This is a genomic window from Nitratireductor lacus (assembly GCF_056431025.1).
The window spans coordinates 41,654-60,301 of record NZ_JBWKMB010000008.1; the positions used below are offsets into that span (position 1 = coordinate 41,654).

Genomic DNA, 18,648 nt, shown 5'->3' on the forward strand with positions numbered 1-18,648 from the left:
AAAACGGCCGCGTAGCTTCCTGTGTGCCGCGCGGCCGCCGCGGGGCTCGAGCCCCGCATTTTCGGAACGGCGCTTATCAGGCGTCCTTGTTTTCTTCCGCTGCCGGCGCTGCGGCTTCATCGTCGAGAGCCGGTTCTGCCGGTGCCTCGACTGCTTCGCCGATATCGAGGCCGAGTGCACCCTGCTGGCGCTCAATGCCGTCGATTGCCGCCTTGGCAACCAGGTCGCAATAAAGAGCGAGCGCACGTGCGGCATCGTCGTTGCCCGGGATCGGGTAGTCGACAACGTCCGGATCGCAGTTCGAATCGACAATGGCGACAACCGGAATGCCGAGGCGCTTGGCCTCCTGGACGGCAATCGCTTCCTTGTTGGTGTCGATCACGAACATCAGGTCCGGCGTGGAGCCCATGTCGCGGATGCCACCGAGGGCACGGTCGAGCTTCTCGCGTTCGCGCTCAAGGTTCAGGCGCTCTTTCTTGGTGAAGCCCTGAGCATCGGAAGCGAGCAGTTCGTCGAGCTTGCGCAGACGCTGGATCGAGTTGGAGATCGTCTTCCAGTTGGTCAGCATGCCGCCGAGCCAGCGCGCATTCACATAATACTGTGCCGAGCGCCTGGCAGAATCAGCAACGATCTCGGACGCCTGGCGCTTGGTGCCGACGAACAGGATGCGGCCGCCCTTGGCGACGGTGTCGGAGACGGCCTTCAGCGCCTGGTGCAGCAGCGGCACGGTCTGGCTCAAGTCGATGATGTGAACATTGTTGCGGGCGCCAAAGATGTAATTGGACATCTTCGGGTTCCAGCGGTGGGTCTGGTGACCAAAGTGAACACCAGCTTCCAGAAGCTGGCGCATGCTGATATCGGGCAGTGCCATTCGTTATCCTTTCCGGTTGAACCTCCACGGACCGTCAGGCGGAAACCGCCACCGGAGGCGCTGGCCGGATGTCTCCCGACCGGAACCAAGATCCGTGTGTGGAATGCGCGCGCATATAGAAGCTTATGGCGCAGATTGCAAGCGTTTGGCCGGCGAATGGGCCTAATCGGCGCAATCGCGCCCCTCTTTTGTCTCATCGAACATGGTCAGATCGACAAGCTGGCCGCGAATCGAGAACTCGCCATAATTCATGTCGAGGCTGCGCGTGACCCCGCTTTCGTGCAACAGGAAGCTGATCTCGTAATCCGGCAAAGCCTCGCCGCGCTCCTGTGTCGGATCGAAATAGGCAATGCTCACCGGCCAGTAAGACTGGGTCCCGAGCGGCGCGGCGGCCGAACGTTCCGCTTCGCCCTCTCCCATCGGTTTCGGTCTGCCGATCGTCACAGAGGTGATCATCACGCGGTCAGCATCCTCGGAGCTGTCATAAAGCGTGGTCTGGTAAAACCCGCCGCCGGATTCGGCCTTTGCCAGCACCTCTTTCATGTGCTGAACCGGGAACTGCGTCTTCTCAAGCGTCTCGCTGCGACGTTCGGGTTTGGAAAGTTCCACAAGTGTTTCGCCGTCGCCGAGGCGGGCCACACCCTTCACTTCCCGGTCGAGCGCGTTGTCGAGATACATCTTGTTGACGAACTGGAAGACCTTTCCGTTGCCGTCCTCATAGGTGGATGTCTGCTGATCGGAAAGCCGCGATGCCTCGTCCGTTTCAAGCCGCATGACGAAGCGGAAGGTGGTCGTGTAGCCCTCACATGAGGATCCGGCGAACTCGTAGACCATGCGCCCGGTAATGCCGTTGATGCCGGAACGGTCGCTCGCCTGTTCCAGAGAGAGGTCGTAAACGGCCCGATGCGGCAGCAGTTTTGGTGCGGCCAGGGCAACGCCCGGCCCGGCAACCGGAACGAAGAACAGGGCCAAGGCAAATAGGCGCGATGAGCGCATGAACGACCTCCGGAATTCGGCTTTTACGGTCGCAGCGTGTCGTGACCGTCTGGATGGTTCCCGTTTGAACGAGAGTCGTGGCGGAAGCGAGGCAAATATGCAACCTCTGCCGCTGCGGCACATTCCCCCTTGAGCGCAGATTCGATTGCGAAAGTGTTGCAACTGACGTTTAGTTTCGCCTACGCGGCGGAGTTGCCGCGTCAAGAATCCTTTGAAATGCCGGGAGAGCAAGATGGCACGTAAAATCGAGAAAAGACTGCTGGAACTGGGTGTCGAACTGCCCGAAGCGGCAGCGCCGGTTGCAAACTATGTGCCTTATGTCCAGACCGGCCCGCTGCTGATGACCTCAGGACAGCTCCCCATCAAGGACGGCAAGCTGATGGCCATGGGCCTTCTGGGGCGTGAACTGGGAACCGAAGCCGGCAAGCTCGCGGCCAAATGGTGCACGGTCAATGTGCTGGCACAGGCGCGTGCCGCCCTCGGCGATCTGGAGCGGATCAAGCGCGTGGTGCGCATCTCCGTCTATGTCGCCTCGACCCCGGACTTCACCGACCAGCACCTGGTCGCCAACGGCGCTTCGGATTTCCTCGTGGCGGCGCTTGGAGATCGCGGACGTCATGCACGCGCAGCCGTCGGCATGGCATCGCTGCCGATGAACGCACCCGTCGAGATCGATGCCATCATCGAGGTTGCCGAGTAATGCCCGATCTCGACTGGCTGACGGCACGGCCCATCGCGCATCGCGGTCTTCATGACATGAACAATACGCGCTGGGAGAACACGCTCCCGGCTTTCGAGGCAGCGGCCGATGCCGGCTATTCCATCGAATGCGATGTGCATCTGTCATCCGACGGGGTGCCCATGGTCTTTCACGATCATGCACTGCGCCGTCTGACGGGTCAGGACGGGACGATTGCCGGAAAGACGGCGGCGGAAATGAGCGCGCTGAAGGTCGGCGATACCGCCGCCCATGTGCCGACCCTTCGTGAAATGCTGGACCTGGTGGCCGGTCGCGTGCCGCTGGTGATTGAGCTCAAGGGCTCCGAGGGCCATGACGACGCGCTCGTTGCCCGTGTTGCTGAGACGCTTGAGGGGTATTCGGGGCCCGTGGCACTCATGTCGTTCGAGCATCGGCTGGTGCGCCAGTTTGCCCGACGGGCACCCGGACTACCGTGCGGCCTGACGGCCGAAGGCACCTCGCCCGAGGCCATGGAAGCGCATTTTTCCATGCTGGCGCATGACATCTCTTTCGTCTCCTACGCGGTAAAAGAGCTGCCGAACCCGTTTGTCGCATTCGTGCGCGAACGCCTCTCCATGCCTGTCATCACATGGACGGTGCGGGACCGCGAGGCCGTCAAGCGCACCTTCGCTTATGCCGACCAGATGACGTTCGAAGGTTTCACACCCTGATTGCGCCAAGCGTTCGCAACCTCTTGAAGCGGCACCCGGCGGACGCTTAGTTATGCTCTATGACCGGAACAGAAAGGAACACGCCAATGTCGGGCGACGTGACGCTGACGGTCTCGCCGTCACTCGCCGATATGCCAGAGGCTGACTGGGCCGCTCTTTCCGGGGCGCATCGGGGCGGGACGGGGTCACCCTACAACCCATTCGTTTCATACGCGTTTCTTTCGAGCCTGGCAGACAGTGGATGCGCGGTGCGCGAAAGCGGGTGGCTTGGACAGCATCTTTTTCTACGCGCGGCAGATGGCGCGCTTCTGGGAGCGGTGCCGTGCTATCTCAAATCTCACAGCCAGGGCGAATATGTCTTCGATCATGGCTGGGCGGATGCCTTCGAGCGTGCCGGCGGGCGCTATTACCCAAAACTGCAGGTGTCGATACCCTTCACACCGGCGAGCGGTCCGCGCCTTCTTGTGCGCGAGGGAGCGTCTTCCGGCGCCGTGCGCGAGGCGCTGGCGGAAGGAATCAAGACCCTGACGGACCGGCTGGGCGTTTCCTCGGCGCATGTCACCTTCGCGACAGACGACGACATCGCCGCGCTGAACCGCGCGGGGTTTCTGATGCGCACCGACCAGCAGTTTCATTTTTTCAATCGTGACTATGGCCGCTACGACGACTTTCTTGCCACGCTCGCTTCACGCAAGCGCAAGGCGCTGAAGAAGGAGCGTCGTACCGCGCTCGAAAACGGTATCGAAATCGACTGGCTGACGGGACCGGACCTGACAGAATCCGTCTGGGACGACTTCTTCAGTTTCTACGCCGACACCGGCAGCCGCAAATGGGGACGGCCCTATCTCAACCGCCGGTTCTTCTCCCTGATTGGCGAGCGGATGGCCGACGACATCCTGCTCGTCATGGCCCGCAGGAATGGCCGCTACATTGCCGGTGCGATCAATTTCATTGGCTCAGACACGTTGTTCGGCCGAAACTGGGGCTGCGTCGAACATCACCCCTTCCTGCATTTCGAGGTCTGCTACCATCAGGCAATCGAGTTTGCCATTGCGCGCGGACTGACGCGCGTGGAGGCCGGCGCGCAGGGCGAACACAAGCTCGCTCGCGGCTATGAGCCCGTTACCACCCGCTCAGCCCATTACATTCCCCACCCCGGCCTGCGGCGTGCGGTGGCGCAATATCTGGAAATGGAACGCCGCGACGTGGCGGAAATCAGCCGCATGCTGGAGGCCCATACACCGTTCCGCAAAGGCTGACGGGTTTCAGTGCATGACTGATTTCGAAAAGAGATTGATCACCAGAACACCGGCGATGATGAGCCCCACCCCGAGAAGCGCCGGAGCGTCGAGCGCCTGCTGAAACCAGAGCCAGCCGATGGCGGTGATGAACACGATGCCGGCACCCGACCAAAGCGCGTAGACGATGCCGACCGACATGGTGCGCAGCGTCAGCGAAAGGAAAAAGAAGGCAACTGCATAGCCGATAAGCGTGACCAGCGACGGCATGAGGCGCGTGAACCCCTCGGTCTGCTTGAGTGCCGTCGTCGCCACCACCTCGAACAGAATGGCAACGATCAAATAAAGATAGGTCACGGTCTGAACCTTCTGGATAACGCGACGAATCGCTCGACGCCGGGAGTTGACGGCCCGGACATTAGCGCAGAAAAATGCGGCGGCAATTGCCTGAGACAAGAGGTTCCAATGACCAGTGCCGCCTATGACAACGACAACGTTTTCGCAAAAATCCTGCGCGGCGAACTGCCCTCTCACAAGCTCTATGAGGATGACGAGACCCTTGCGCTGATGGACATCATGCCGCGCGGCGATGGCCACTGTCTCGTGATACCGAAGAAGCCCTCACGCAACATTCTCGATGTCGACGCAGACAGCCTTGCGGCGGTGATGCGCACGGTCCAGAAGCTCGCCCGCGCCGCAAAAACAGCCTTCGATGCAGATGGCGTCACCATCCAGCAGTTCAATGAACTGGCCGGTGGTCAGGTCGTGTTTCATCTGCATGTCCACATCATCCCGCGTTTTGAAGGCGTTGCACTGCGCCCCCATACCGGCGAGATGGCGGATCAGGCTGTGCTTGCCGAACAGGCTGAAAAAATCCGATCCCAGCTTTAGATCAACCGATCACGTACAACCCGGTCAAAAGAACGGTTTCGGCAACGACGATTCCGGCGAGAATCTGTTTGCGGGCAAGAAGATAGGCGGCGAACCCTGCAATCGCCGCACCCACCCTCAGGAGAAGAGGGGAATCGGCAAGCGCGCCGCTGGGGAAAACGATGAGATTGGCAATGACGGCAGCCACAAGCGCCGTCGCAACACAGCGCACAAAGACCAGAATGTCTGACTCCTCAGACATCTTGCCACCAAGATAGACGCCGAGATAGCGCCACGAATCCGTCGCCAGCCAGCCGGCAAGCAGGATGAACAGATAGGGCCACCACCAGGCGTCAAACGCGTCGAAACTCACCCGACCACCTCCCGCTTCACGCGCATGCGATGCCAGATATAGGCGGCGCCCCCCGCCACGCCGCCGGCGGCGAGCAGGTCGAAGCCCGGCAGGACAATATGGAACACCGGCCCGCTCGCCAGCCCCAGGATCATTGCCACATGCCCTGCCCGTTCGCGTGCCGAACCCCAAAGCGAGGTCAGAAAATAGATCGGCGTCAGGAAGAACAGCGCTGCCGTCACCTGTACCGGCAGGCTTTCAGCCAACAGGAAGACGGTTGCTACCACGCCCATATTCACCAGAACGAGCGTGGACCCGATACCGGTGTAGTACGCCGTCCGCAGATGGCGCGGTACATGCCTGAAACTTTCCATGGCAAGCACCCAGGAGGTGATCGCGACAAAGTGGGAAAGGACGTAGAGAACCCATTTGCGGGTTCCGGGCGTACGCATTTCCGGCGTCAAGGCAACAACCATTGGCGCCAGACGAACTGATGAAAGGGCGACAGCGAAGGCCGCGGCAATCAGACTGTTGCCCGCCAGGACCGCGCCAACCAGCACGACCTGTGCAGGCAGGGCCCAGACAACGCCCGTCATGAAAACGGTCTGGGGAAGCGTAAGCCCGGCCTCTCGCGCAAGGCCTGCAAACCCGATAAACGCGCTTACCAGCACCAGGCCCGGTATCGAGAAGCAGCGCCGCACGCCCCGCAGATACCAGGCAAAGTGGCTTTCTTCGCTGCTCGATTCGGCTGTCGCATTCTCACTCATCGCTCCAACGACCTAGCACAGCCCAGCCCGGTGGGCGATACGACGAAGGCGTGGGTGCTTGGGACACCCACGCCTTCGAAATTAGTCCACTCGAAAATCGTTCCCGGCTATCAGCTCTTGCGCGGCAATTGCGGCACAAGGCTGCGCTTGGGCGGCTCCTTGGGCTTTTGCGCCTTGGGCTTGGCAGCCGATTTGGGCTTGCGCGTTTTCCTGGCGGCCGGTTTCGCCTTCTTCCTGGCCGGAACCTCGTCGCGCGGCCTGATCGGCGCATCGTCGGGCACGGCATCAAGCTTCAGGCGGCTCTCGCCCGTATCGTCCTTTTCGACGGTTACGCGGACCGTGCCGCCCTTCTTGAGCCGGCCGAACAGTACCTCGTCTGCGAGTGGCTTCTTGATATGCTCCTGAATGACACGTCCAAGAGGACGCGCGCCCATTCGTTCGTCATATCCCTTGTCGGCCAGCCAGGCGACGGCATCCTCCGAGAGATCGAAGGTGACGCGGCGCTCGGCAAGCTGTGCCTCGAGCTGCATGACAAACTTCTGCACGACCTGATGAATGACCGGAACCGGCAGAGCGCCAAACGGAATAACGGCGTCCAGGCGGTTGCGGAATTCCGGCGTAAAGAGGCGGTTGATCGCCTCCATATCGTCACCTTCACGCTTCGACGATCCGAAACCGATGGCTGGCTTGGCCATATCGGACGCACCCGCATTGGTCGTCATGATGAGGATCACATTGCGGAAATCGATGCTCTTGCCGTTGTGGTCCGTGAGCTTGCCGTGATCCATCACCTGCAACAGGATGTTGAACAGATCCGGATGCGCCTTCTCGATTTCGTCGAGAAGCAGCACGCAATGCGGATGCTGGTCGACACCGTCGGTCAGCAGGCCACCCTGGTCGAAGCCGACATAACCGGGCGGAGCGCCGATCAGCCGCGAGACCGTATGGCGCTCCATGTATTCCGACATGTCGAAGCGCAGGAGCTCCACACCAAGCGATGCCGCAAGCTGTTTGGCGACCTCGGTCTTGCCAACACCCGTGGGGCCCGAGAACAGATAGGAGCCAATCGGCTTCTCAGGCTCCCGCAGGCCGGCACGCGCCAGCTTGATCGCCGACGAGAGCGCCGTGATGGCTGCATCCTGCCCGTAAACGACACGCTTTAGCTCGTCCTCAAGCGTCGCCAGAACCTTCTCATCATCGGCCGAAACTGTTTTCGGCGGGATGCGGGCCATGGTGGCAATCGTCGCCTCGATCTCCTTGACGTTGATCGTCTTGCGTCGTTTCGATTCCGGCAGCAGTTTTTGCGAGGCGCCGGTTTCGTCCAGCACGTCGATTGCCTTGTCGGGCAGCTTGCGGTCGTTGATATAGCGCGCCGAAAGTTCCACCGCCGCCTTCACGGCTTCATTTGTATAGCGGACCTTATGGAAGTCCTCGAAATAGGGTTTTAGCCCCTTCATGATTTCGATGGCGTCCTCAACCGTCGGCTCGCTGACGTCGATCTTCTGGAAGCGGCGCACCAGCGCACGGTCTTTTTCGAAAAACTGTCGGAATTCCTTGTAGGTGGTGGAGCCGATGCAGCGGATCGATCCGGACGATAAGGCAGGCTTCAGGAGATTGGACGCGTCCATTGCACCGCCGGACGTTGCGCCTGCGCCGATGACCGTGTGAATTTCGTCGATAAAGAGAACCGCGCCGGGATAATCTTCCAGTTCCTTCACGACCTGCTTCAGACGTTCCTCGAAATCGCCACGATAGCGTGTCCCGGCCAGAAGCGTGCCCATATCGAGGGCGAAAATCGTCGCGTCCGCCAGAACATCCGGCACATCGCCCTCGACGATGCGCTTGGCGAGCCCCTCGGCAATCGCCGTCTTGCCGACGCCGGGATCGCCCACGTAAAGCGGGTTGTTCTTGGAGCGGCGGCACAGGACCTGGATCGTGCGGTTGATTTCAGGCGCGCGCCCGATCAGGGGATCAATGCGTCCTGCCCGCGCCTTCTCATTGAGATTGACGCAATAGGCGGTGAGCGCATCCTGAGCCTGCTTCTTCTTGCCACTCTCCTCGGAATCCGTCCCCGGCGCGCCGGATTCGTCATCTTCCGCACCGCGGGGCGTTCTTGCCTCCGACCCACCGGGCCGCTTGGCGATACCATGACTGATATAGTTGACCGCGTCATAGCGGGTCATCTGCTGTTCCTGCAGAAAATAGGCCGCATGGCTTTCGCGTTCGGCGAAAATAGCCACGAGCACGTTCGCCCCGGACACTTCTTCGCGCCCGGACGACTGTACATGGATGACAGCGCGCTGGATGACACGCTGGAAGCCTGCGGTCGGCTTGGAATCCTCGTCATAGCCCGTGACGAGGTTATCGAGTTCGCCGTCGATATATTTGACCACCGTATCCTTGAGCGCATCGAGATCGACATTGCAGGCCCGCATAACGGCTGCAGCGTCCGAATCGTCGATCAGCGCCAGAAGCAGGTGCTCGAGCGTCGCATATTCATGGTGGCGCTCATTGGCAAATGTGAGCGCCTGATGCAGTGCCCGCTCCAAGCCTTGGGAAAAAGCCGGCATTCAGTACCTCATTTCTTTTCCATCACGCATTGAAGTGGATGCTGGTGCTGTCGGGAGAAATCCATCACCTGCGTTACCTTGGTCTCAGCCACTTCGAACGTGAACACGCCACATTCACCCACACCGTGATTGTGTACGTGCAGCATAATTCTGGTCGCGGCCTCGCGGTCCTTCCTGAAGAAGCGCTCAAGCACGTGAATGACGAACTCCATGGGCGTGTAATCGTCATTCAGCAACAACACACGATAGAGGCTCGGCTTCTTCGTCTTGGTTTTCGTGCGCGTAATAACCGCAGTCCCGCGGTCGGAACTGTCACCATCATCTTCGCCATCCTGCATTCGCCAGGCGTCGTGCTGCATGGCTTCACCGATATTCAAAAATTCCATTCCCTGTGCCGAGCCCTTACGTGGGACATGTAGGTACCCTTCTGACAATTTTAAGCCCTTATCCGTTCCTGACAATACGGCTGAAAGCCTTTTGCGTTCAAAACTACGCCATCATGACAGTTGATCCATCTCTGCCACCCTTTGACCGGAAAGATCGTTCGATTTCGAGTCAATGTTAAGAAATTCCGTCAACGAATGGCTCACCATAAACGGATTGGTAACGCCGGCGCCGATAGGGTGATGGGAAATGGGCCAGCGAGTGGGGATGCCTCGCGGCCTGAAACCAGATGCAAATGGGTGTAATCGTGCGTCAGGCGTTGTTGGGTAGAGCGAATCTTGTGCGGCTCTCAGGCAGGATTCTCACGGCACTTTTCGTTTCAGGTATCGTCATGCTGGGCGCTGCGGAGCAGGCTTCCGCAAACGCCAAATATGCTGGCATTGTCATGGACGCAAAGACCGGCAAGGTGCTTTACGAATCGAATGCCGACGCGCCGCGCTATCCCGCCTCGCTCACCAAGATGATGACGGCCTATCTGATCTTCGAGGCGCTTGCGAGCGGGCGCATCTCCAAGGATACGCGCATCCCCGTGTCACGCAATGCGGCGGCCGAGCCCCCGACGAACATCGCGCTGCGCCCCGGCGACAGCCTGACTGTCGATCAGGCGGTCCGGGCACTGGTAACCCGCTCCGCAAACGACGCGGCAACCGCCGTTGCCGAGTTTCTCGGCGGTTCGGAAGCCAAGTTCGCATCCATGATGACGGCTAAAGCACGCCAACTCGGCATGTCCCGAACCACGTTCAAGAACGCGCATGGCCTTCCCAACAGCCAGCAGAAGACAACCGCGCGCGACATGGCCAAGCTCAGCATCGCCCTGCGCGAGCACTATCCGCAGTATTACAGCTACTTTCAGACCACCTCCTTCACCTACAAGAAGCGCCGCTACGGCAACCACAATCGACTTCTCGGGCGCGTCAACGGGGTTGACGGCATCAAGACCGGTTATACACGCGCTTCCGGTTTCAACCTTGCCAGCTCCGTACAGGCAAATGGCCGCAGCATCGTCGCCGTTGTTCTGGGTGGCCGCACATCGCGCAGCCGCGACGCGCATATGGCCGATCTGATCAAGCGCTACCTGAATGAGGGCTCCACCGGACGCGACCGCATGCTGATTGCCAAGGCGCCCGGTGGTGCACGTACCGCGCTTGCCGCCATGATTCCCGGCAAGCAGGTACCTTTGCCAACCGAGCGCCCGGAAGCTGAGACGCTGACGGCATACGCGCCGGAGGCGCCGGTCAAGGCCGCCGCCATGAACACTGCCGTGCCGCGCCCGCGTGCGACGGTTGCGGCGGTCGACCCGATGCCCACGGCTTCCACCGCGCCAGAGCCGCAGGGGGCAGCCTCCCCGGGCGGCTGGGTGATCCAGGTCGCGTCTATGCCGAGTGAGGATGAAGCTCTCATGTTCCTCGCCGAAACCGAGAAGAAGGCCGGCCAGGTCCTCGCACGGGCTGTGCCGATCACCGAGACATTCGAAAAGGGCGGCATCACCTATCACCGCGCGCGTTTCGTCGGGTTCGACAGCAAGTCCGACGCCTGGGGTGCCTGTGCGTCGCTCAAGAAGAAAAGCATCTCCTGCTACGCCGTGCAGCAGTAAGACCGGAGTTGAAGATGAGTCAGGATAGCGTCGCGCGTAGCGGAAATTCAGTGATGAGTGGACAGCAGAACATCGCGCGCCTCGTTGATACGGGCGGCAAGAGACGAGGTTCCTCCCATGTCGGGATGCAGGCGCTGCATCAGGCGGCGGTGAGCCTCTCTGATCTGCGCAACGGTCGCACCTCGTTCAAGACCAAGGACCTCATAGGCCTCCTCCTCGGTCATGGGGCCCGTGCCCGGCGCAACTCCCTCCCCCCGGTCGCCATCCGACTGCGTGCTGTCGCGCCAGGTGGGGAATTCGCTGTCAAGATAGGTTTCCAGAAGCCTTAGGCTCTCTTCGTCGCGCTCGAGTTCGGCGTAGAGCGAAAGCAGCTCTTCCTGCGTCATGTCTGCGAGACTGCGTCCTTCGTGTCGGCCAGCAAGGACCACACCGGACAGTTTCCCGCTATCGTGATCGAGTTCCATCTCGATGGCAGCGGAGCGTACGGTTGAGCGCTGGCCGGGCGTTTTGTTCCGCGCCATCTTCAGCCGCGCCGAACCGAACCAGGCGGCGGCCGCTGAAATCAGCATCCCGCCGATTCCCGCCCTGCCGGCAAAGAGCATCACCACACCGACGAGCGCCAGCACTGCGGGGCCGGCTATTCGCAGTGTGTCGGCCACCCGCTTCGGGCTCGCATTGACGAATGCAAGGCCGCCGAGAACCAGAAGCAGCAGAAGCCCAAAGAGAAAGAAGGGAAAGGTCATCGGTCTTTTCCGCCACGCAGATGCTCCAGCATCCTGCGATCCTCCGGCCGGTTGCGATCGCTGAGTGCCTTCAGCCCGCCCGTCGCGTAGACGGCGACAGCGGACAGGAGCCTGCCGAGTTCCGCGGCCGAACGTGAATCGAACCGAAACCACGCCCCCTTCGACAGTCGGGCGATTTCGCGGAAGGCACGCTCTGCGACGGGATCGTGCCCCTCCTGAAAGACGAAGACCGGAACGCCGCTCAGGCCAAGCTGCCCGGCCCTGTCGGAAAGATCGTCCACGCTCTCCTCCATGGCATCGCCGATATAGACAAGCGCGTTGATCTTTTCGCGCGCCGTTTCCTTCAGCGCATGTGCAAGCACCTTGCCGATCTGCGTATGGCCGCCGCGACAGTCGATCTTCGTCATCAGCGTTTTCAACGCATCAGTATCGCGCACGAAACGCGAGGCGCGGCTTTCCCCAAAACCGCGGAAATAGACGAGTTGGACATTGAGTGAACCGGCCTTGCCGACTGCGTCGAACATTTCCGCCTGAAGCTTGCAGGCGAGATCCCATGTGGGCTGACGGCTCATCGTCGCGTCGAGCGCCAGAATCAGGCGGCCTGTGCCCGTTCCGTGTACCGGCGCAACGGCACGGGCATGCCGAACGAAAGCGTCGATCGCGCCCGAAGTGGACTTGGGCCCGGCGAGATCGGCTTTGGCGCGGTGTGGTGCAGGCGTTTTCTTGTCGCTCATAGTGAGAAAGATGGGCGTGTTCCGATCGGTTGCAAGGCTGACGACAAGCCTGCGCCAGAACGGTCGTTACAGCAAGCCGAGTTCAGAGAGCTCGCGGCGCAGTTCCTGAGGCATCGCGGCATCGTCTCCCGCACTGCCGATATCGCCCGGTGCGTCCTTCGCATCCAGATAGCGCCATCCCTGAAAAGCCCGTCGTGGCTGAAACTGCGTACGCACCAGTCTGGGCTCCAGAACGAGATGGCAACGGGACACCCCCTCCGCATCACGAAACGGGCGTATGTCGACAAGCCGTTGCCGGCATTGAATCGATCCCTTGATCACCCAGTAGAGGGAGCCACCTTCCGTCAGTTCTTCGACGCGCTTGGGCACCATGCGGGTCGTGTGGAAGTGTTCAGCCGGCTCGCCACGCGCCCTTTTTTCGCGAACGCGCAGCGCGATCCAGTCCTCCAGTTGCTCGACGCTTTCACAGCCGACGCACAATTTTATGAGATTCAGTGCCATGTCCTGAATGTCGGGTGGCGGGCAGTGAAGGTCAAGCGCGGCCCGTGCGCTCTCCACAGTGTCTGAACGCGCTCAGCACTCGACGACATTGACCGCGAGGCCGCCAAGGCTTGTCTCCTTGTAGCGTTCGTTCATGTCCATTCCGGTCTGCCGCATGGTCTCCACCGCAGCGTCCAGAGAGACGAAATGCTTGCCGTCGCCCTTGACGGCCAGTGAAGCCGCGGTGACGGCTTTGACAGAGCCCAGCGCGTTGCGTTCGATACAGGGAACCTGCACCAGCCCGGCAACCGGGTCGCACGTCATGCCCAGGTGATGTTCAAGCGCGATCTCGGCGGCGTTTTCGACCTGCTCCGGCGTGCCGCCCAGAACCGCGGCGAGGCCTGCGGCTGCCATGGCAGAGGCCGACCCGACCTCTCCCTGACAGCCCACCTCCGCCCCGGAGATGGAGGCGTTGTGCTTGACGATGCCGCCAATGGCCGCCGCCGTCAGCAGGAAATCGCGGATGCCGTTGGTGTCCGCATCCACGTGGAACTTCTGCCAGTAGCGCATGACGGCCGGCACCACACCTGCCGCGCCATTGGTCGGTGCGGTCACCACACGTCCGCCGCTGGCGTTTTCCTCGTTCACGGCCATCGCAAAAACGGAAAGCCAGTCGTTTGCAGCCAATGGGTTGGGACGGTTCTGCCGCCAGTCCTCGTCCAGCTTTTCGTGCAGATGACGTGCGCGACGACGCACATTGAGGCCGCCCGGCATGACACCATCCTGCGAGAGGCCGCGTTCGATACACGCGTCCATCGCCTGCCAGATGCGGTCCAGCCCGGCATCGAGTTCGGCCCGCGTCATGTGCTTTTCGTCGTTCGCCCGTTTCATCTCGGCAATGGAGAGCCCGCCCTCAGCCGCCATGGCGAGCATTTCGCGGGCGCTGGCGAAGGGAAACGGTACATCGTCCTTAGCGGGCTTTGCGGATTCGCTCTTGAGTGTCTGAAGCTCTTCCTCGGAAACCACGAAACCGCCGCCGATGGAGTAATAGATCCGCCGAAGGAGGAGCCTGTCGTCCACATCATGGGCGTTGAATGCCATGCCATTGGCATGCCCCGGCAGAGCCTGCTTTTTGTCCAGCACAAGATCGGTTTCCGGGTCGAAATGGTAAGGCGGATGCCCTGCCGGCCGCACCATCTTGTCGGCGGCGATGGTGGCGAGCTGCCCGTCCATCCGGTCGGGATCAACGGTCAGCGGATTGTAGCCTGCAAGCCCGAGTATGACCGCCCGGTCCGTGCCGTGCCCGACACCGGTAAAGGCGAGAGAACCATGCAGGCTCACCGAGAGCCGGTGCACGACGCTTCCCGCCGGGCGCGGCCAGTCATCGCCCGCGATCTCAGCCAGGAAACGCTCCGCCGCCGTCATCGGCCCCATCGTGTGCGAGCTGGACGGTCCGATACCGATCTTGAACAGGTCGAAAACGGAAAGGAACATGGGCGAAGGCTCCAGAATGTAACCACAAGAAAGTTTCCAGTGGTCTGCGGCCATTAGCGGGTTGCGGCGCGGCATGCTCTGGCGTGACCGCGACATGCGAAGATGTAGGCGATTTCCCCGAACAAGCAAAGGGCGCAGCGGTTGCGCTGCGCCCTCTGACTTTTGAGAACCGGTGCTGTGCGGTTTTGCTGGTGGTTCAGCCTGCCGTTGCCACGACCGCTGCCGTTTCGGCGCCAATCAAGAGCCATGCCAGAAAGATTATTCCCGCAAGCCCGATCACTGCTTTGGCGGTCACGCCCCAGCAGGATCTCTCAACGCTATCGTCCATGCATATCCCGTTTTGTTATCCGATCTCCGAACGGGATGATCCCGATCGCCGATCCGTGACGGCGGGAGATACTCCTCCGCGCAGGCTTCCGCAAGTCCAAAAACGGCAAAATGACGGCTGCGAAACAGTTAAAAAGCCTTAGAAAACCGGGCTTTCATAGCGCAATCAATCACTTGCAGGCGTAAAGGAATTTTCAAGAGATGTGGCGAAATACGGACAATTTTGCTGCATTGCACCATCATACCCCGAAAAAGCCACCACGACTCAGTCCAAGGATGCCTCCGGAGCGGGCAAAAACGCGTCTGTCCTGCCCGCGATGCGATAGGCGGCGAGGCCGATCCACTCGCGTATCCCGACCGTGACATTGCGCAGCGAATCGAGCGCGTTGTCTTCCGCGAAGCCCGGCTTCTCATTGCCGGCCGTCTTATAATCGACCGGCCATGGCGTTACAGGGAAACCGGCCTTGCGGAACACCCCGACGGCGCGCGGCATATGGAAGGCGGAGGTGACGAGCAGCCAGGTCTCACCCGCCGCCGGTTGCACCATCTCTCTGGAAAAGGCAGCGTTCTCATAGGTATCGCGCGAGCGATTTTCGAGGATGAGGCGGTCTGGGTCGACGCCCAGTGCGGTCAAAAGGCGCGGTGCGGTGTCCGCATCGCCCTCACCGTTCAGGAATACAGCGCCCTGCCCGCCGGAAATGAGAATTTTTGCCTGCGGGAAGCGGCGCGCAAGGATGGCGGCCTCCACGAAACGGTCACCGCTGGCGTTCAGCTCGTGGCCGCCGCGCGCGCTGTTGATGGAGCCTTCCAGCCCGCCGCCCAGAACAACGATGCCGTGAACCCTCTCCGGGACGGGGTCGGGCTTCTGAAAACGGTCTTCGAGCGGTCCGAGAAGAAGCGCGCCAAGCGTCGTCCAGGCGGACAGAAAGAGAACCAGAAAAGAGAGACCGCCTGCCATCATGGACAGGCGGCGCCAGCCGAAAAAAGCGGTGACCAACGACACCGCAATCAGGATTGCGGCAAGGCCGAGTGGCTGCAGGAACAGCCAGCCAATCGCGGAGATGAAATGGAACATGACGCGGCCTTTCTATCAGGAAGCGAGCCGCGCCATGGGCATTACCACCACCTGTTCGGTGCGAAACGGCCTGCGGCCTGTTCGATCACGTGTGCTGTGCGGAACAGCGTTTCTTCTTCAAACGGCTTGCCGATGAGCTGCAGGCCGAGTGGCAGCCCCTTTGCGTCAAGTCCGGCCGGCACCGCGATGCCCGGAAGGCCCGCCATGTTCACCGTCACGGTGAAAATGTCGTTCAGATACATCTTCACCGGATCGGACGCCATCTCCTGATCAGCAACGCCGAAGGCAGCCGACGGCGTGGCCGGCGTCAGGATCGCATCCACGCCCTGATCGAAAACCTGTTCGAAGTCGCGCTTGATGAGTGTGCGTACCTTCTGCGCTTTCAGGTAGTAGGCGTCGTAGTAGCCGGCCGACAGCACATAGGTGCCGATCATGATGCGACGCTTGACCTCACGGCCAAAACCGGCGGCACGGGTTTGCTCATACATGTCGGCAATGTCCTTGCCGGGCACGCGCAGCCCATAACGCACGCCGTCATAGCGCGCGAGGTTGGAAGACGCCTCGGCAGGCGCGACGATGTAATAGGCAGGCAGCGCGTACTTGGTGTGCGGCAACGAGATGTCGACGATCTCCGCGCCCGCATCGCGCATCCAGTCGATGCCCTGTTGCCACAGCGCCTCGATTTCCTCCGGCATGCCGTCGAGACGGTATTCGCGCGGAATGCCGATCTTCATGCCCTTGATCGACTGACCGATCGCAGCCTCGTAATCAGGTACCGGAAGATCGACGGAGGTCGTGTCCCTGTCGTCGACGGACGCCATGGACTTCAGAAGGATTGCCGCGTCACGCACGTCGCGCGCAATCGGCCCTGCCTGATCGAGCGAGGAGGCGAAGGCCACCGTGCCCCAGCGCGAACAGCGGCCATAGGTCGGCTTGATGCCGACCGTGCCGGTGAAGGCGGCGGGCTGGCGGATCGAGCCGCCCGTGTCCGTTGCGGTCGCCCCCGCGCACAGGAATGCCGCAACGGCTGCGGCCGAACCGCCCGAAGAGCCGCCGGGAACGAGATCGGCATTGGAGCCTTCGGCGCGCCATGGGTTGATGACCGGACCATAGTATGACGTCTCGTTGGACGACCCCATGGCGAATTCGTCCATGTTGAGCTTGCCGAGCATCACCGCGCCGTCGGCCCACAGATTGGCCGTGACGGTGGCTTCGTATTTCGGCCTGAAACCATCGAGAATGTGGCTGGCCGCCTGGGTGTGGACGTCTTGCGTGGCAAAAAGATCCTTGATGCCGAGCGGAATGCCTTCCAGCGCGCCCGCCTCGCCCCTGGCGATCTTTTCGTCACTCGCCTTTGCCATCGCCCGCGCCTTGTCGTGCGTGACGGCGACATAGGCGTTCAGCTTTTCGTTGGCCGTGTCGATGGCCGAAAGATAGGCCTCGGTCAGTTCGGTGGCGGTGAAAGCTTTGGCGGCGAGCTTTTCGCGCGCTTCGGCGATTGTGAGTTTGGTGAGCTCTGTCATGGAAGATCCGTGAAAATCCGGAGGCCCTTCAGGGCAAATGGGTTTGGAAGCGGGGCGCTCTTATTCGACCACTTTGGGAACGACGAAGAAATTGTCTTCCGAAGCAGGCGCATTGGCGACGATATCGTCAGCCTTGCTGCCGTCGGTCACGCCGTCCTGGCGCTTCTTCATCGCCATCGGGATGACGGAGGTCATCGGCTCGACACCCTCGACATTCACTTCGTTCAGTTGCTCGACGAAACCGAGAATGGCGTTCAGTTCGCCGGTCATGCGCTCTGCATCGGCCTCATCAACGGCAATGCGGGAAAGGCGCGCAACGCGCTTCACGGTATCGATGTCCACGGACATGGTTTTCTCCAGGCGCTTATTGGCTGCGCCACGGCTATAATCGGCGCGCGGGCGGCGTGCAACCGCCAACGCGCTCCGGCGCACCGGAATTGCTATAGCGAAATCGTGTCGCCGACCTTCAGCGCCGGCACGTTCACGCCCGAACCTTCCATCCCCTCGATGAATTTCTGCGCGGTCTGATCGATGATCGGGAACGTGCCGAAATGGCAAGGCAGCACCGTCTCGAACTTGAAATAGCGCCGGCAGGCAAGGGCCGCCACCGCGCCGCCCATGGTGAAGCGGTCGCCAACCGGCACGAGGCCGATATGGGGCTGATGCAATTCCTGAATCAGCGCCATGTCGCCGAAAATGTCGGTGTCGCCCATGTGATAGAGCGTCTTGTCACCGGGGAAATGCAGGACAAGACCGGCGGGATTGCCCAGATAGGTGTTCGCACCGCCCTCGCCCGCAGACGACGAGGAATGCAGCGCGTTGACGAAGGTGGTGGTGAAGCCGCCGCAATCGACGGTGCCGCCGTGATTGCCGGGGTTGATGCGGTTCTGGTCCACGCCCTTGCCGACAAGGAACATGCAGATTTCGAAATTGGCGACCAGCATGGCGCCGGTGTTCTTCAGAATATCGACCGCATCGCCGATGTGATCGTCATGGCCGTGGGTGAGCAACACATGTGTCACGCCTTCAGCCGGCTCCTCCCACCCATTGTTCCAGGAGGGGTTTCCGCTCAGAAAGGGATCGATCAGGATATGCGCATCGCCCGCATCCACGCGAAATGCGGAATGCCCGTACCAGGTCAGGTCCATGGAATTGTCCTC

Annotated in this window: 20 protein-coding genes; 5 read left to right on the plus strand and 15 right to left on the minus strand. The window is 61.1% G+C overall.

Annotation, left to right across the window (positions count from 1 at the left end; translation table 11 throughout):
• Positions 1-76 precede the first annotated feature (76 nt).
• Complete coding sequence (gene rpsB / locus AC07E3_RS08420; protein ID WP_336064899.1) at positions 77-871, minus strand: 30S ribosomal protein S2; 795 nt, start codon at positions 869-871, stop codon at positions 77-79.
• Positions 872-1,033: 162 nt separating this feature from the next.
• Positions 1,034-1,867, minus strand: coding sequence for a cell envelope integrity EipB family protein (locus tag AC07E3_RS08425; RefSeq protein WP_336064901.1), 834 nt, complete (start codon positions 1,865-1,867; stop codon positions 1,034-1,036).
• Positions 1,868-2,099: 232 nt separating this feature from the next.
• Between AC07E3_RS08425 and AC07E3_RS08430 the strand changes: the two genes are divergently transcribed.
• The 3 genes from AC07E3_RS08430 to AC07E3_RS08440 all read left to right on the plus strand — a co-directional run bounded on the left by AC07E3_RS08430 (position 2,100) and on the right by AC07E3_RS08440 (position 4,536).
• On the plus strand, positions 2,100-2,567 hold the full coding sequence (locus AC07E3_RS08430) for a RidA family protein (protein ID WP_336064903.1): 468 nt from the start codon (positions 2,100-2,102) through the stop codon (positions 2,565-2,567).
• Positions 2,567-3,277, plus strand: coding sequence for a glycerophosphodiester phosphodiesterase (locus AC07E3_RS08435; protein WP_478361167.1), 711 nt, complete (start codon positions 2,567-2,569; stop codon positions 3,275-3,277). The genes AC07E3_RS08430 and AC07E3_RS08435 overlap by 1 nt, the downstream gene beginning before the upstream one ends.
• A gap of 131 nt (positions 3,278-3,408) precedes the next feature.
• Positions 3,409-4,536 (plus strand): GNAT family N-acetyltransferase, encoded by a 1,128-nt coding sequence (locus AC07E3_RS08440; protein ID WP_478361327.1) that lies wholly within the window; start codon positions 3,409-3,411, stop codon positions 4,534-4,536.
• A gap of 6 nt (positions 4,537-4,542) precedes the next feature.
• On the opposite strand, the gene AC07E3_RS08445 is transcribed toward AC07E3_RS08440, so the two are convergent.
• Positions 4,543-4,872: a DMT family transporter gene (locus AC07E3_RS08445; RefSeq protein WP_065817504.1), complete on the minus strand. Its 330-nt coding sequence runs from the start codon at positions 4,870-4,872 to the stop codon at positions 4,543-4,545.
• 108 nt (positions 4,873-4,980) lie between these two features.
• Here AC07E3_RS08445 and AC07E3_RS08450 point away from each other — a divergent pair, with 108 nt between their 5' ends.
• Complete coding sequence (locus tag AC07E3_RS08450) at positions 4,981-5,406, plus strand: HIT family protein (protein WP_336064909.1); 426 nt, start codon at positions 4,981-4,983, stop codon at positions 5,404-5,406.
• A gap of 1 nt (position 5,407) precedes the next feature.
• Here the strand turns inward: AC07E3_RS08450 and AC07E3_RS08455 are convergent, their stop codons facing one another.
• The 4 genes from AC07E3_RS08455 to clpS form a co-directional block, all read right to left on the minus strand.
• Entirely contained in the window at positions 5,408-5,758 is a 351-nt protein-coding gene (locus tag AC07E3_RS08455) for an AzlD domain-containing protein (protein ID WP_336064911.1), read from the minus strand.
• Entirely contained in the window at positions 5,755-6,504 is a 750-nt protein-coding gene (locus AC07E3_RS08460; protein WP_336064913.1) for an AzlC family ABC transporter permease, read from the minus strand. Before AC07E3_RS08460 ends, AC07E3_RS08455 begins: the two co-directional genes overlap by 4 nt.
• Before the next feature lie 110 nt (positions 6,505-6,614).
• Entirely contained in the window at positions 6,615-9,074 is a 2,460-nt protein-coding gene (gene clpA, locus AC07E3_RS08465; RefSeq protein WP_478361169.1) for an ATP-dependent Clp protease ATP-binding subunit ClpA, read from the minus strand.
• Positions 9,075-9,082: 8 nt separating this feature from the next.
• Positions 9,083-9,412 carry an ATP-dependent Clp protease adapter ClpS gene (gene clpS / locus AC07E3_RS08470; RefSeq protein WP_336067519.1) on the minus strand — a complete coding sequence of 110 codons (330 nt, stop codon included), beginning with the start codon at positions 9,410-9,412 and terminating at the stop codon, positions 9,083-9,085.
• Positions 9,413-9,849: 437 nt separating this feature from the next.
• Between clpS and AC07E3_RS08475 the strand changes: the two genes are divergently transcribed.
• Complete coding sequence (locus AC07E3_RS08475) at positions 9,850-11,112, plus strand: serine hydrolase (RefSeq protein WP_478361171.1); 1,263 nt, start codon at positions 9,850-9,852, stop codon at positions 11,110-11,112.
• 47 nt (positions 11,113-11,159) lie between these two features.
• Here AC07E3_RS08475 and AC07E3_RS08480 read toward each other — a convergent pair whose 3' ends face one another.
• From AC07E3_RS08480 to AC07E3_RS08515, 8 genes are all read right to left on the minus strand, one after another.
• Entirely contained in the window at positions 11,160-11,855 is a 696-nt protein-coding gene (locus AC07E3_RS08480; RefSeq protein WP_478361173.1) for a DnaJ domain-containing protein, read from the minus strand.
• Entirely contained in the window at positions 11,852-12,589 is a 738-nt protein-coding gene (locus tag AC07E3_RS08485) for a vWA domain-containing protein (protein WP_336064920.1), read from the minus strand. The genes AC07E3_RS08480 and AC07E3_RS08485 overlap by 4 nt, the downstream gene beginning before the upstream one ends.
• 66 nt (positions 12,590-12,655) lie before the next feature.
• Positions 12,656-13,090, minus strand: a complete 435-nt coding sequence (locus tag AC07E3_RS08490) for a DUF1489 family protein (RefSeq protein WP_336064921.1) — start codon at positions 13,088-13,090, stop codon at positions 12,656-12,658.
• Positions 13,091-13,162: 72 nt separating this feature from the next.
• Positions 13,163-14,563 carry an L-serine ammonia-lyase gene (locus AC07E3_RS08495; RefSeq protein ID WP_478361175.1) on the minus strand — a complete coding sequence of 467 codons (1,401 nt, stop codon included), beginning with the start codon at positions 14,561-14,563 and terminating at the stop codon, positions 13,163-13,165.
• A gap of 592 nt (positions 14,564-15,155) precedes the next feature.
• A complete protein-coding gene (locus tag AC07E3_RS08500; protein ID WP_459439990.1) occupies positions 15,156-15,965 on the minus strand; it encodes a YdcF family protein in 810 nt (269 codons plus the stop codon).
• A 41-nt stretch (positions 15,966-16,006) separates the two neighbouring features.
• The gene (gene gatA, locus AC07E3_RS08505; protein ID WP_478361177.1) at positions 16,007-17,488 is read right to left on the minus strand and encodes an Asp-tRNA(Asn)/Glu-tRNA(Gln) amidotransferase subunit GatA; all 1,482 of its coding nucleotides are present in this window, start codon (positions 17,486-17,488) and stop codon (positions 16,007-16,009) included.
• Between the two features lie 60 nt (positions 17,489-17,548).
• Positions 17,549-17,836: an Asp-tRNA(Asn)/Glu-tRNA(Gln) amidotransferase subunit GatC gene (gene gatC, locus AC07E3_RS08510; RefSeq protein ID WP_007006738.1), complete on the minus strand. Its 288-nt coding sequence runs from the start codon at positions 17,834-17,836 to the stop codon at positions 17,549-17,551.
• Between the two features lie 92 nt (positions 17,837-17,928).
• Entirely contained in the window at positions 17,929-18,636 is a 708-nt protein-coding gene (locus AC07E3_RS08515) for a metal-dependent hydrolase (RefSeq protein ID WP_478361179.1), read from the minus strand.
• Positions 18,637-18,648 lie beyond the last annotated feature (12 nt).